The sequence below is a fragment of the Actinoplanes sp. NPDC021490 genome, from assembly GCF_055562135.1.
In genome coordinates this window covers 727,518-741,535 of record NZ_JBVHFW010000002.1, presented here as the reverse complement: position 1 = coordinate 741,535, position 14,018 = coordinate 727,518, and the positions used below count along the sequence as shown (strand labels likewise).

Sequence of the window (14,018 nt, the reverse complement as noted above, 5' to 3'; positions counted from 1 at the left end):
CTGCGTCCGCCGCGTGATGGCCGGTCAGGCGAAGGAAGGCCTCGTCCAGCGTGGGCCGCCGGATGCCCAGGTCGTCGACGACGATCCCGGCGTCGCGCATCGCCCGAGCCGCCTCGACCAGCGCGTCCACCCGGTCGGTGACCGCCACCCGCAGGCGCCGCGTGTCGGGATCGGCGTCGGCCCCGGCCCCGGTCACCCGCTCCAGAATCGCCGCCGTGTCCGCCATCCGGTCCGGGTCGCGGATCACGACCTCGAGACGGTCGGCGCCGATCCGGGCCTTGAGTTCGTCGGGCGTGCCCTCGGCGACGACCCGGCCGGTGTCGACCACCGAGATCCGGTCGGCCAGCTGGTCCGCTTCGTCCAGATACTGCGTGGTCAGCAGCACGGTGGTGCCCGCGGCGACCAGCTTGCGTACGGTGTCCCACACCTGATTGCGGCTGCGCGGGTCCAGCCCGGTGGTCGGCTCGTCGAGAAACAGCACCCGAGGCGCCCGGATCACGCTGGCCGCAAGATCGAGCCGCCGCTGCATGCCGCCCGAGTATTCGGACGCCGACCGCCCGGCCGCATCGACAAGATCGAACTGCTCGAGCAGCTCATCGGCCCGCTCCCGCGCCGCCCGGCGGCCGAGATGCTGCAAACGACCGAACAGCACGAGGTTCTGCCGCCCGGTCAGCGAGCCGTCGACCGCCGAATACTGCCCGGTCAGCGCGATCCGCTCGCGAACCAGCCCGGGTTGCCGGGCCACGTCCGCCCCGGCCACCTCGACGCGCCCCTCATCAAATCGCAGAAGCGTGGCCAGAATGCGTACGGCCGTGGTCTTGCCCGCGCCGTTAGGACCCAGCAACCCGCAGACGGTTCCGGCCGGCACGCGCAGCCCGAACCCGTCGAGCGCGGCCACACCCCGATAGCTCTTCCGCAGCCCCTCGGCCACGATGGCGGTATCAGTCATGCGGCGAGCTTGCCGCCGCCCACTGACCAACCACGCACGAACCGCTGACCGCCACCATCCAACCCGGTCAGCGTCCGCGCACCCCGTCCGTCCCAGGCCGCACGCCAGGTCACTCGCTACCCCAGACGGCAGAGCGTCCCGCGAGCTACCACGCTCGCACTCCAGCGCCATCGCCGCCTCGGTTTCTCCGGCCGGCTCGCCTGTCCTAGTGCTCGGACGGGTCGTGGCGGGTTATCACCCCCGCGGTTGCGCTGCTCCGGTCGGACGGCAATGGCGAACAACGACCTCTGAAACCGGTCACGTAGCCGCACTCGGCAACGCAACCATCCCCACCTGTGCCGAGCGCCGCGACTTCACGATCAACGCGATGGCCGTCTCGCTTCCGGGGCACGACTTCACCGAGACAGGGCGCGTTTCACGACTGGACCCGACCCGCGCGTGGGCCACACGCGGACGAGTCGGGACCTCGCCGCAGGCCGACCCCCGTCATGAATGGCGCCTCAGGCAACTCAGTCGAGAGGTAGCGCGGCCAGGGCCGTGGCGGCCTCGGCGGCGATGCCGGCGCCGTCCGGGCCGGGGGCCTCCGGGGTCACCCGCCGATACCAGCGGGCCGCCTCCCGCGGCTCGTTCAAGGCCTCGGCGATCCGGCCGAGCGCGAGATAGATGATCAGGCGGGTGCCGTCGGCGGTGTACCAGCCCGACGGGCACTCGGCCAGCGCGGCCAGGCAGAGTTCGCGGGCCCGCACCGGGTCGCCCATGCGCAGCGCCAGCTTGCCCTCGGCCGCTCGTGACGCCGCGGCCAGTTCGGGCGCGCCGCACTCGGTCGCCAGGGCGATCGCGTGGGTGAAGTCGGCCGCCGCCCCCTCGTGGTCGCCGCCGATCATGCGGGCCTCGCCGCGGGAGCGCAGCAGGTCGGCCAGGTCGACCGAGGAACGCAGCTCGGCCGCCAGGCGCAGCGCCTCGTCCATGGGCGCGCGGGCGGCCGCGTGGTCGCCGCGCATGAGGGCCATCTCGGCGATCCCGGACTGGGACAGCATCATGCCCCAGCGTTCGCCGAGCGCCCGGAAGCCCGCCAGCGCCTGCTCGAAATCGTTCGTGGCCCGTTCGGACTGCCCCTGGAACAGGGCCAGCCAGCCGCCGCCGATCGACGCCAGGGCCGCACTCCACGGCGAGGCCCGCAGCCGGGCCATCAGCGCGTCCTGCATCTCGAGCAGCTGGTCCTGCAGTTCGGCGGGCGGACCGGCCGCGATCGCCGACAGATAGAGCAGGAACGGCTGGGCCGGAGGCCGGTCCAGGTTCTCCAGATAGCGGGCGGGGTGCGGGCCCGGGACGACCGGGCCGGTCAGCCCGGCGTTGAGCGTGCACAGCACGTACTCCTCGTCGAGCCCGTCCGGCGCCACCGGGCCGACCCGGTCGAGCAGTTCGCGGGCCAGAGCCGACGCCTCGCCGCGCGCCCCGCGCAGCCACCAATAGAAGGACAGTGCCGCCACCAGCCGCAGACCGGCGGTCTCGGAGCCGTGGCGCAGGGCGGCATGCAGATTGTCGCGGTCGGCGTCGAGCCGGTCGAGCCACTCGAGTTGCTCGGGTCCGCGCAAGTGGACATCGGCGGATTGCGCGAACGACAGAAAGTACGCGGCGTGGCTCTGCACGAGCGCGTCACGTTCGCTCAGTTGTTCCGCGCAGAACGCGCGGATCGTCGACAGCATGCGGTAGCGCGAACCATCCCGTTCGATCAGCGACTTGCCGACCAGCCCGTCGAGCACGTCGAGCGTGTCGGCGCCGAGCCCGCACACCTGCTCGATCGCGTCGAGCCCGCCGCTGCCCCGGAACACCGTGAACCGGCCGGCCAGGATCCGCTCCGGCCCGGTGAGCAGATCCCAGCTCCACGCGACCACGGCCCGCAACGTGCGGTGACGCCCGGCGGCGGTGCTGCTGCCGCGCGACAACACCCGGAACCGGTCGCCGACGCGCCGGGCCAGCTCGTCCACGGGCAGAACAGGCAACCGGGCGGCGGCCAGTTCAACGGCGAGAGGCAACCCGTCCAACGTACGCACAATGCTGCGCACAGCCGGCTCAGTGCTCGCGTCCAGCGTGAACCCGGGCGCCACCTCGGCCGCCCGATCGGCGAACAGGCGTACGGCCGGCTCCGGCGCGAGCCCCGGGACCGGCAACCGCACCTCGCCGGTGACCCCGAGCGGTTCGCGGCTAGTGGCCAGGATGCGAAGGCCCGGACAGCCGGCCAGCAACCGGGCGGCCAGGGCGGCCGCCGCGGCGACGACGTGTTCGCAGTTGTCCAGCACGATCAGCACGTCCCGGGTGGACAGCGCCGCGACCAGCCGTCCGACGGTGTCGGGGCCGTCGCTGCGCCGGTCGAGCAGGCCGGTCTCGCGCAGCCCGAGCGCGTCGAAAACGGCCCGCGGCACGTCGAACACGGCCCGCGGCACCTCGGATACGGCCTGCGGCGCGTCGGATACGGCCTGCGGGGCGTCGGATACGGCCCGTGGCAGGTCGAACTCGGCGGCCTGCGGCGGGTCGGACACGGCCCGCGGCACGTCGAACGTGGCGGCCTGCGGCGTATCGGATACGGCCCGCGGCGCGTCCGATACGGCCTGCGGCGCGTCGGCCGGGCCGGTCGCGGCCAGCTCGACCAGGAACGCCTCGGAGCCGGTGTGCCGGGTGGCCGCCTCGACGGCCAGGCGGGTCTTGCCGGCGCCGCCCGGGCCGAGCAGGGTCACCAGCCGGGCCCGGCGCAGCGCGGCGGCGACCTGGGCCAGCTCGTCATGGCGGCCGACGAAGCTGGTCAGCTGGGCGGGCAGGCGAGACCGTGCGGGCGGGCCCCGCAGCACCGAGGTGTGCACGTCGATCAGCTCGGCCGACGGGTCGGCGCCCAACTCCTCGGCCAGAACCCGCCGCGCCTCCTCGAACACGGCGAGCGCCTCGGCCGGCCGGCCACCGGCGACGAGTGCGCGCATGAGCAAGGCCCATGCGTGTTCGCGCAACGGCGCCGCGGCGAGCAGGGCGCGCAGCTCGTCGATGGCGTCGCCCGACGGCCGCAGGCCCAGTCCGGCCTCGGCGCGGTCCTCGACGGCCTGCCGCCGCGCCTCCTCGAGACGGCCGGCTGCCTCGGCCGCGAAGGGCGCCGAACGTACGTCGGCCAGGGCCTCTCCCCGCCACAAGGTGAGCGCTTCGGTCAGGTGTGAGCAGGCTGCGGCGAAATCCGACCGGCGCAGGGCGTCGCGCCCATCCGCGGCGAGCCGGGCGAACCGGTGCACGTCCACTTCGTCCGGCTCGACGTCGAGGCGATAGCCGGAACCGTCGTACGAGATGGGAATGTCACGCCGCAGTCGCGAGACACCGGACTGGACCGCGTTGACCGCGCCGGCCGGCGGATCGTCGCCGTAGATGTCGTCGATGAGCCGGGGGAGAGGCACGATCCGGCCGGCGTCGAGCAGCAAACGCGCAAGCAACGCGCGCAGCCGGAGACCGCCGGTCGCCGGGGACCGGCCGGCGAGCGTCGGACCCAGGATCCCGTACGGCATGGGTCCATTCTTGTAGGTGCCGGTTTTCGGCAGCGAGTCACACCCGGGCCGTCGGCTGCTGCCGCGCAGGGACACGGCCCGGTCCCAAGTCGCGTGATCTCGGGGGAGTCGTCCAGCGGGGACGGCAAGCCCTCTCTAAGGTGATCGGCATGCCTGCCTCTCTGAATGCGGACAAGACCAAGTCCGCGTTACGCACCACAGCCGTGCTCTCGGCGCAGACACTGGTCGTGCTGCTGATGGCGTACGTGCTGCTGTGGATGCTGGGCCGCGCCTGGTCGGTGATCTGGCCGCTCGTGATCGCCCTGCTGATCACCACGCTGACCTGGCCCATCGCGCGCTTCCTGCGCAACCGGTGGCATTGGAAACCCGCCCTGGCCGCCGGCGTCGTCACCGTGCTCTTCCTGGTGATCATGGCAGGCGTCATGGTCGTCATCATCGTGCCGGTGGCCAGCCAGTCCGGCGAGCTCGCCGACGGCGTGGTCAACGGCATCCAGCAGGTGCGCGAATGGGCGTCCGGCCCGCCGCTCAACTTCGGCGACGACGACATCAGCCACACGTTCGACACGGTCGTGACCGAACTGCAGAGCCGGGCCAGCAGCATCGTCAACTACACGCTGACCGGTCTCAACACGGTGGTCAGCGGCCTGGTCACCACCGTACTGGCGCTGTTTCTGATGTTCTTCTTCCTCAAGGACGGGCCGCGGTTCCTGCCCTGGCTGTCCCGCCAGATGCCCGGCCGGCTCTCCGAAGACGTGCCGGCGGTGTTGAGCCGCAGCTGGGACACGCTCGGCGCGTTCGTACGGTCGCAGGCGTTCGTCGGTCTGCTCGACGCGGTGTTCATCGGCCTGGGACTGTGGATCGTCGGCGTCCCGCTGGTGCTGCCGCTGGCCGTGCTCACGTTCATCACCGCGTTCATTCCCATCGTGGGCGCCCTCTTCGCCGGCTTGGTGGCCGTGCTGATCGCGCTGGTCACGCAGGGCTGGGTGGACGCGCTGATCGTGCTGGCCATCATCGTCGCCGTACAGCAGCTCGAGGGAAACGTCTTCCAGCCCATGGTGCAGAGCCGTGGCCTGGGCCTGCACGCCGCGGTGGTTTTGCTGGCAGTGACCCTGGGCGGCGGCTTGGCCGGCATCATCGGCAGCCTGCTGGCCGTCCCCGTGGCGGCACTGGTGTCGGTCGTCTACACCTACATCCGCGAACAGCTGAGCGACGAATCTCCGCCGCCCGCGCCCGGCCCCGAGCCGGACGTCCCACCAGATCCGGCCCCCGAAGGCGGACAGCCGTCGATGGTCTGACAAGCACTTCCCCTTGGGGCACGCCACAGTGGCGTGCCCCTTTTCGTGCCCGCCCGCCGTCGGCCTCTCCCGCACCACTCATGCTTGACAGCATGGCAACGTTAACGTAAACATTCAGAAACTTCACTCTTACGCAGGGCTGTCGCTGTGAGTGCCCATGGTCGTCTTCTGCAGTGACGTGTTAGCGATAACAAGGGAGTGTGCGATGAAGACTCGACGACGGCTCGCCCGCTGGATGGCCGCGCTCCTCGGTGCGGTCGCCGTCCTGACCGTCCCCGCCCCGGCGAACGCGGCCACGACGCTCGTCTATGCCACGTTCAAGGGCGACGCCCAGGCCGACGAGGAGCTCTGGCTCTACCAGTCGACGAACGGCGGAACGACCTACAGCGTGCTGTCCGACACGAACTTCCACGGCCCGACCGGCGTCCTGCGCGATCCGAGCATCCTCAAGTACAACGGCCGGTACTACATCGCGTACACCGTGCAGTCCTGGACCACGAACTCGACGTACTTCAACGTGGCCAGCAGCACGAACCTGACAACCTGGACGAACATCGCCAGCATCCCATCGGGCATCGCGAACACCCGATCCACCTGGGCCCCGGAGTTCTACGTCGAGGGCGGGACCGTCCGCATCATCACGAGCGTCGCGGCCACCACATGTTCAAACTGCTTCCGCCCGTACGTCTACACCGCGCAGAACACCGCACTCACGTCCTGGAGCGGGCCCGCGCAGATGTGGGGTCTCGGCACCAACCACATCGACACGCACGTGGTCAAGTCCGGCAGCATCTGGCATGCGTTCACCAAGGACGAGACCGGCAAGTACATCGAGCACTGGACGACCACAGCGAGCCTCACCACCGGTTGGATCAACCGCGGCCGGCTGTTCTCCTCGGGCTACGAGGGCCCGTCCCTGGTCCGCCTGGACGACGGCAGCTGGCGCATCTACGTCGACCGCTACAGCACCGGAGGCGGCATCTATACAGCCACCAGCACCGACCTCAACACCTGGACCGGGCTGACCGCCGTGTCCTGCTCCGGTTGCCGCCACGGCACCGCCATCCCGAAGTAGCCTCAGCCGGCTCGATTCTCGGGAGGAAGCGTCAACGGCCCCCATCCGGGGCCGGGCCGGAACCCGACATGAGTCCCGTCGAACGGGTAGGCGCCGCTCTCGGCCATCTTGATCAGCTGCTCGCCCTCGGCGCGAATCCCGGCCGCGGTGGTGTCGTCGAAATACTGCGGATGCCCGGTGCGCGCGGCGAACTCGTCCTCGTCCTTCCACGCCCAGCTCCGATCGGGTTCGACCACGATGTCGAGCACGTGATCGGTGGTGTCGACGCCGTCCGCAGACCGGATGAACGGCGTCTCGAGGTTCACATACCAGCCGCGGAACTCGCCATCGCGGAAGAACCACCACACCGAGTAGGCGGCGCCCGGCGGCATCAGCACGAGAATGTCGTTGTCACGGAAGTGCTTACGCACCAGTCGCGGTGCACGCATCTGATCGAGGGCGACATCATGCAAGGTCCGGCCGTCCGTATCGCTCATCACGGCGATCTCGCTGCCGGCCGCCATCCACAGCAGCAGTCCCGCGTCGTCGTCGGCGACCACATACATCGGCTTGGCGAACGTGTTCCGGCCGTCCCGCCAGTACCTGCGCAACACGACCTGACCGAAAGCGAACGACATGGCGTGACCCTATCGGCCCGCGTCTCGCGCCTGGCCTGCGTCTCCCGCCTGTACCGCGCCTCGTGCCCGGCCTTTGCCGCGCCTCGTGCCCGGCCTTTGCCGCGTCTCGCGCCCGGCCTTTGCCGCAATCGCTCTCGGCCCTCCTGAAGCACTGTGTGTGGCGGTTCCGCAGTCAGTTGCGGCGGCACTGGGTCGGGCATGTCGGCCGTTGGCTCCCGGCAAGCACTGCAGGCGGCTGCCGGATGGTTGCAGCAATATCGAGCGCCACTAGCGCAATTTCGGGGTCAACACTGCGGTGGCGTCCGGGCAAGACGCGATGCATGACAGGACTGAGTGGGAAGGTCGCCGTCGTCACGGGCGGTTCGGCCAACATCGGGAAGCTGTTCGGCGAGGCGCTGGCCGACGACGGCGCGAACATCGTCGTGCACTACAACAGCCCGCGACGCAAGGAGGAGGCCGAGGCCGTCGTCGCGGACCTCGAGAAGCGGGGTGTCGAGGCGATCGCCCACCAGGGCGACCTCACCGCGCCCGGCCAGATCACGGCGCTGGTGGACGCCACGATCGAGCGCTTCGGCCACTGGGACATTCTGGTCAACACGGCGGGCCTCATCGTGCGCAAGCCGCTGGCCGACACGAGCGAGCAGGAGTACGACGCCTCGTTCGCCATCAACGCCAAGATTCCGTTCTTCCTGATGGCCGAGGCCGCGCGGCGAATGGCCGACAACGGCCGCATCGTCAACCTGGTGACCACACAGGTGGCCGTGACCGCCGCGACCTATTCGGCGTACGCGGGAAGCAAGGCGCCGGTGGAGCACTTCACCAAGGCGTTCGCCAAGGAGGTCGGGCCGCGCGGAGTGACCGTCAACTGCATCGCCCCCGGCCCGCAGAAGACAAACTTCTTCTACGACGTCGAAACCGACGAGACGATCGCATGGCTCAAGAGCATGACGATCAGCGGCGACCTGGGCGACCCGCAGGACATCGTGCCGGTGATGCGCTTCCTGGTCGCCCCCGAGAACCGTTGGGTCACCGCCCAGACCATCTACTGCAACGGCGGCATGATCTCCCCGATCAACTAGCACCGCGAGGGCGGGTCCCCGCCAGGACCCGCCCCCACACCTCGAGCGTTCGCGCAGCCGGCTTCGAGCGTTGGCGCAGCCGGCCTCGAGCGTTCGCGCAGCCGGCTTGGACGGCTGCGTCAGCCCGTCGACCGTCTTGAGCGTTCGCTCAGTCCGCGTTGCAGGGCTGCATCAACCGTCGCCCGCGGTGGGCGTTCGCTCAGTCCGCGATGCACGACGGCGCCAGCCGGGTTACCTGATGAGCGTTTGCTCAGGATTAACACGGCGAACACGAGCGTGCACCCCGCAGTGCACGACCGCGCCAGCCCGGTCGACTGATGAGCGTTCGCTCAACTTGCGGTGCACGAAAGCGCCGGTGCGCTGTTCGTTCCGTTCCACGAGCCGAGGAAGCCGAACTGCGCCGAAGCACCCGCGGCCAGGCTGCCGTTGTAACTCGCGTTCTTCGCCGTCACCGCGGACCCGCTGCTGGTCACGGTGGCGTTCCACGCCTGCGACACGGTCTGCCCATTCCCGTACGTCCAGTTGACCGTCCACCCCTTGATGGCACTGCTGCCCGCGGTCACCTTGACGTCGGCCTGGAAGCCACCGCCCCATTGCCCGGCCACCGCGTACGTGGCTGTGCAGGCGCCGGTCGGCGGGGGCGGGGTGGTCTGCGACGGCGTCGGTGACGGCGAGTCCGTCGGATGCGTGGGCGACGACGTGGGCGTACTCCCGAAGATCGTGGCCTGCTTCGCGGTGGCCTTGAGCCCGTTCGGGCCGTTCACGATCCGCTGACCCCAGGTGGTCAGCTGGGTGGCGTCGAAGTTGGTCGTCATGTCCAGGATCGGGTCGGTGTTACCCGACCAGGACCAGGCCAGATAGCCCAGGTTCCGCTTGACCGCCTCGGACAGGATCGTCGCGTCGTCCACCTCTCCCGACGCGAACTGCCATCCGAACTCGCCGATGACCAGCGGCCAGCCCTTGCTCTGGAACGTGTCCAGGTAGTTGACGATCGAACTGGCCGTGTTGAACACCGCGTACATGTGGATCGACAGCACGGTGTTCTTGCGCGTATCGGCGTCCAGGATGGCCTGGCCGTTGTCGCGCATGACGTACGTCCAGTCCTGTCCCCAGTTGGGCGCGTCGACCATCAGCAGATGCTCGAATCCGTTCGTGCGCATCTTCTGGATGGCGGCGACCGTCGCGGCCGTCCACTGGCCGGGATTGGTGTTGCCGATCGGCTCGTTGCCGATGTTGATGACGACGTAGTCCTCCTGGCCGGCCAGCACACTCTTGAGGCCGATCCAGTAGTTCACCGCCTGATCGAGCGTGTACGCGGCGCTGTCCTCGCCGTACCCGGTGGTGTCGTGGTTCTCCAGGACGCAGATCAGCTTGTTCTGCTTGCACAGCGAGATCACGCTGGACACGTCGGACGCCGAGTTCGCCGTCCAGCGGCCGCCGCTGAGCACGACACGCACGGTGTTGGCGCCGGCCGCCTTGATGTCGGCGAACGAGCCGGTCCGGTTCGCGTACCAGGCGTGCGGATGGTTGACGCCGCGCATCACGAACGTCGACCCGTTGGCCTCGACGATGTTGCGGCCGACGACGTGCAGTCCGGTCGCCGCATAGGCGGGCCCGGTGAAGAACAGGATGGATGCGGCCGCGGCGAGCAGTGCGCTGGCGAGGACGGTGAGTTTCCTCTTCATGACCTACCTCAAAGTGGGGGACGTGACATACCGTCAGCGCGCCCACTTATGCGGCCTGACCAGCTCGTACGGGATTCAGCCGCGGGCCGGTGCAGCGCATCGCGCCGTTCACCGCGCCCACGCCCGACCGGGTACGGTCCTCGGCGCAGCCGCGGTGACAACACCGTAATCCTCCCCGAACTCCATCGCAATCGATCGATGCATCCCGGCCTCGCCCGAGCGTCCGGATACGCTCGCTCGATGATCGATTCAAGCGTCGCCGCGAACGCCAACACGCTCGTGGACTTCTGCGCGATGCGCGATGTCGACGCTTTGACGCCCGACGCCGTCAACGACATAGCAGGCGGCCGTCCCGACGTGGCCATCCTGTTCGGCGGCAGCATCCTGGCCGGCGCCGACGTGTTCGCACAGGCAGTCACCGGCGAACTGGCAACCCGCTACATGATCGTCGGAGGGCAGGGCCACTCCACCGACGCCCTGCGTGACGCCCTGCGGCGCGAGCTGGGCTGGACCGACGTAGACGCCCGTACGGAGGCCGCGCTCTTCGACCAATACCTGCGCGACCGCTACGACATCCGCGTCGACTTGCTGGAACACGACTCGACGAATTGCGGCAACAACGTACGGAACGCCCTGGCTCTTCTCGAAGAAGCGCGCATCCCCCAGCGACGCATCCTGATCGTCCAGGACGCCTCGATGCAACGACGAATGGACGCGGGCTTCCGCCGGCACGCCCCCCATGCGCGAATCGTCAACTACGCCGCCCACCAAACGCACATCGAGTTCATCGACGGCGACCTGGCCTTCCGCTCACCGCCCGCCGGCATGTGGACGCCCACCCGCTACCTGTCCCTGCTGATGGGCGAGATCCCACGCCTGACCGACGACGAGAGCGGATACGGCCCCGCCGGCCGCAACTTCATCGCCCACGTCGACATGCCACCCGCGGTAACCAACGCATACCGCGCCTTGCAATCGTCCGGCACAACGACCCCGCGAATCGCCGACCAGCGCTGGGCCGACACTTGAGTCAGTTCAGCGCTGACGGGGCTGCACTCACCGCCATGTCCGCAGCTCGCGCCGGGCCTCGCGACGGCTGCGGCGAGCCGACTCGCGTCGCCAGGCTGCCCATTCGCGGTAGCCGTCGCTCTCACAACGACGCCACCAATAAGACTGCGTTCCGAGCCAGAAACAGCCGCTTCGCCCGTACGGGCTGAGCGAAGCCGTCTCGGCGGTGATGTTCTCGGGCAGCGTGCACGGCCCGAACCGGTGATCGTGGTACGGCTTGCACGCGACCATGCGCGCATCGGCCATCTGGACCCACCAGGGTCGGGTCTTGTCCGTTCTGCTCACAACGGGCACCTTTCGGTTCCGTGACACCCCGGGCTGGGGCGGCCGCTAGATCGGGTGCACCGTCATCTCCTCCTTCTCGGCCAGCCGTCCAGCCGAATGCAAAGCCCTCGAACATAGCGCACCGATGCCTCCCGGGGAAGCTCCGTGGCCTCTTCCAACGCCGATGAGAGGCGGACGTATCCGCTGCGGCGAAATGTCGATGGCAGGGCGCCGCAGGCATAGCTACCGCCCGAGCCGTAGCGTCCGGCCAGCCTCCGAGTTGGGCGCCGCGCCAGCGGCTGCCCTCCGGCTGGCGTCAGTGACGCCCCGACTATTTGCGCCGATCAGCCAGCTTCGGCTTCGCCCGGGGCGAGCAGTCCCGCCACCAGGTCGTCGAGCTTGCGCGAACCCTGCGTCCGTTGATTGTTCGTGTCGCTCGGTCGGTTGTGGCCGGGGTGGGCGGTCGGGCGTCCGGATCGTGTGATTGGCCCCGACTGTGCGCTCGTTGACTGTTCGCGTCGCTCAGTCGGTTGTGGTCGAGGTGAGCGTTCGGGCGAACAGATCACGCAATTCGCGCGAACTGTGCGTCCGCTGACTGTTCGTGTCGCTCAGTCGGTTGCGGCTGGGGTGAGCAGTCCGGCGAACGGATCGCTCAGCTCGCGCCAACCGTTTTCGCCTGCCGACAGTTCGGCGTCGTCCAGCAAGCAGGCCGTGAGGCGGCGAGTGGTCAGGGGCACGTCCAGTTCCAGGCCGACCAGCGACAGAACGGTGCGGCGGTCGCCGTAGTAGGGGTCCCAGTCGACGTCGGCGGCCAGCCGGCGCAAGTCGTTCGCCTCGAGTCGGCGTTTCGGCGGAACGGAGACCAGCCATGGGCCCAGGCCGGACAGCACGATGCCGCCGCCGGCGGACTCCCAGCCGATCACCGTGTCGGGCTGGCTGGCGATCCACGCCTGGCCGCGGCCGCGCAGCGCCTCGGTGGCGATCGGGGCCAAGGCGTCGTACAGGCGCTCGGGATGGAACGGGCGGCGGCTGCGGAACAGCATCGCGTTGACGCCGTATTCGCCCGAAGGGTCGTGCAAGCCGATCGGAAGACCGCACATCGCGCGGCCGAGGATGCCCGGGACCGCGGGATCGTGCCGGTCTCGGTTGCGCAGCGAGGCGGTGAGCGCGGTGACGTTGACCGAGGGCGTCGAGCCGACCCGGACGTGCACCGCCCACGGCGCGAGCCGGTGCAGCAGCGAGTCGACCCGGCCGGTGGTGAAGGCGTCGTTGCCGGGACGGTCCCAGACGAGCAGCGTGTCCGCGAACTCGACCTGCCGGCTGACGACGTCGGCCACCCGGCGGCGATCGTTTCCGGCCGCATGCAGGCCGCGATCGCGCAAACGCTCACAACTGGACAGGTCGTCGAGGAACGTGGCCGCCTCGACCACGGTCACGAACGAGTCCAGGCGAACGGCTTCGCGCACCTCCGCCGACGCCGCGCAGGCCGCGGCCAGGGCCTCGGGTTCGACCACGGCGGGAAGGGCCAGCACGATGTCGCGCCCGGGCCGATCACGCGCCAACCGTACGAGCGCCGGCAGCACATCGTCGCGAAGTGTGCAGGACACGCAGCCGTGCACGAGCCGGGTCTGCACGTTTTCAAGCGTTCGCGCAGCATCGCGCACAGTGCGACGAACGATTTCCTCCCGTACGCGGGAAAGATCGTGACTCAGCAGCACCAGGGCCGGGTCGGCCAGCAGCAGCACCCGCGCGGCCGCGGCCGTGGCGGCCGTTGAGAACCCGGCCAGAACAGTCACCCGAGGACGTGGATCAGTCATGCCCCCATCTTGTTGGAAACGATTCCCATTATCAACCATGCCGGGCCGCTTGTAAGGCCGGGCTGACTGCAAAAAATGCGGATCTCTGGGAACGTCTCACCGTGCGAGCGCGTGTATCGGGCATGGTGGTTCCGACAATGTCGCCGGCCGTTCGTCTCACGTCCGGCCAGGTGGACGAGTTCGAGGCGTTCTACCGGGCGAACGTCGACCGGGTGTATCGCGCGCTCGCGGTCACTCTGCGACGGGACGAGCTCGCGCAGGAGGCCGTCGACGAGGCCATGGCCCGCGCGTACGCGAAATGGACGACGGTCGCCGTGCTTGACAACCCGGCCGGCTGGGTCTTCCGGGTCGGGCTGAACTGGGCGACCTCGTGGTGGCGCAAGCTGCGCCGCGAAACACCGACGATCGCCGGTCAGGACCACCCGGCGGCCGACTCGACACCCGACGGCACGCTGCTCGCGCTGGCCGGGCTGCCGTTGCCGCAACGAGCGGTCATCACGTGTCGCATTCTGCTCGACCTGTCCACCGCCGAGACGGCCGACGCCCTGGGCCTGAGCGAAGGAACGGTCAAGAGCCGCCTCTCGCGCGGCCTGGCCGCCCTCCGCACCGAGCTGAGCACCGAGGAGTGAG

10 protein-coding genes and 1 pseudogene are annotated in these 14,018 nt (G+C 69.5%); 5 read left to right on the top strand and 6 right to left on the bottom strand.

Going from position 1 to position 14,018, the window contains the following annotated elements; translation table 11 throughout:
- Nucleotides 1-7: 7 nt before the first annotated feature.
- Together ACZ3I4_RS07735 and ACZ3I4_RS07730 are read right to left on the bottom strand one after the other, a co-directional pair.
- Nucleotides 8-949 (bottom strand): annotated as a pseudogene (locus ACZ3I4_RS07735) (ATP-binding cassette domain-containing protein); the annotation flags it as partial.
- A 509-nt stretch (nucleotides 950-1,458) separates the two neighbouring features.
- Nucleotides 1,459-4,488, bottom strand: coding sequence for an ATP-binding protein (locus ACZ3I4_RS07730; protein ID WP_465381074.1), 3,030 nt, complete (start codon nucleotides 4,486-4,488; stop codon nucleotides 1,459-1,461).
- A gap of 149 nt (nucleotides 4,489-4,637) precedes the next feature.
- Between ACZ3I4_RS07730 and ACZ3I4_RS07725 the strand changes: the two genes are divergently transcribed.
- Together ACZ3I4_RS07725 and ACZ3I4_RS07720 are read left to right on the top strand one after the other, a co-directional pair.
- The gene (locus ACZ3I4_RS07725; protein WP_465381073.1) at nucleotides 4,638-5,783 is read left to right on the top strand and encodes an AI-2E family transporter; all 1,146 of its coding nucleotides are present in this window, start codon (nucleotides 4,638-4,640) and stop codon (nucleotides 5,781-5,783) included.
- 205 nt (nucleotides 5,784-5,988) lie between these two features.
- Entirely contained in the window at nucleotides 5,989-6,858 is an 870-nt protein-coding gene (locus ACZ3I4_RS07720) for a family 43 glycosylhydrolase (RefSeq protein ID WP_465381072.1), read from the top strand.
- A 2-nt stretch (nucleotides 6,859-6,860) separates the two neighbouring features.
- Here ACZ3I4_RS07720 and ACZ3I4_RS07715 read toward each other — a convergent pair whose 3' ends face one another.
- Entirely contained in the window at nucleotides 6,861-7,475 is a 615-nt protein-coding gene (locus ACZ3I4_RS07715) for a ribonuclease FAU-1 family protein (protein WP_465381071.1), read from the bottom strand.
- 320 nt (nucleotides 7,476-7,795) lie between these two features.
- Here ACZ3I4_RS07715 and ACZ3I4_RS07710 point away from each other — a divergent pair, with 320 nt between their 5' ends.
- Nucleotides 7,796-8,554, top strand: a complete 759-nt coding sequence (locus ACZ3I4_RS07710) for an SDR family oxidoreductase (RefSeq protein WP_465381070.1) — start codon at nucleotides 7,796-7,798, stop codon at nucleotides 8,552-8,554.
- Nucleotides 8,555-8,883: 329 nt separating this feature from the next.
- On the opposite strand, the gene ACZ3I4_RS07705 is transcribed toward ACZ3I4_RS07710, so the two are convergent.
- Nucleotides 8,884-10,239 carry a cellulase family glycosylhydrolase gene (locus ACZ3I4_RS07705; protein ID WP_465381069.1) on the bottom strand — a complete coding sequence of 452 codons (1,356 nt, stop codon included), beginning with the start codon at nucleotides 10,237-10,239 and terminating at the stop codon, nucleotides 8,884-8,886.
- 240 nt (nucleotides 10,240-10,479) lie between these two features.
- Between ACZ3I4_RS07705 and ACZ3I4_RS07700 the strand changes: the two genes are divergently transcribed.
- The gene (locus ACZ3I4_RS07700) at nucleotides 10,480-11,268 is read left to right on the top strand and encodes an ElyC/SanA/YdcF family protein (protein ID WP_465381068.1); all 789 of its coding nucleotides are present in this window, start codon (nucleotides 10,480-10,482) and stop codon (nucleotides 11,266-11,268) included.
- A gap of 27 nt (nucleotides 11,269-11,295) precedes the next feature.
- Here ACZ3I4_RS07700 and ACZ3I4_RS07695 read toward each other — a convergent pair whose 3' ends face one another.
- Together ACZ3I4_RS07695 and ACZ3I4_RS07690 are read right to left on the bottom strand one after the other, a co-directional pair.
- A complete protein-coding gene (locus tag ACZ3I4_RS07695; RefSeq protein WP_465381067.1) occupies nucleotides 11,296-11,592 on the bottom strand; it encodes a hypothetical protein in 297 nt (98 codons plus the stop codon).
- A 587-nt stretch (nucleotides 11,593-12,179) separates the two neighbouring features.
- Nucleotides 12,180-13,388 (bottom strand): CobW family GTP-binding protein, encoded by a 1,209-nt coding sequence (locus tag ACZ3I4_RS07690; protein ID WP_465381066.1) that lies wholly within the window; start codon nucleotides 13,386-13,388, stop codon nucleotides 12,180-12,182.
- A 137-nt stretch (nucleotides 13,389-13,525) separates the two neighbouring features.
- Between ACZ3I4_RS07690 and ACZ3I4_RS07685 the strand changes: the two genes are divergently transcribed.
- Nucleotides 13,526-14,017, top strand: a complete 492-nt coding sequence (locus ACZ3I4_RS07685; protein ID WP_465381065.1) for a sigma-70 family RNA polymerase sigma factor — start codon at nucleotides 13,526-13,528, stop codon at nucleotides 14,015-14,017.
- Nucleotide 14,018 lies beyond the last annotated feature (1 nt).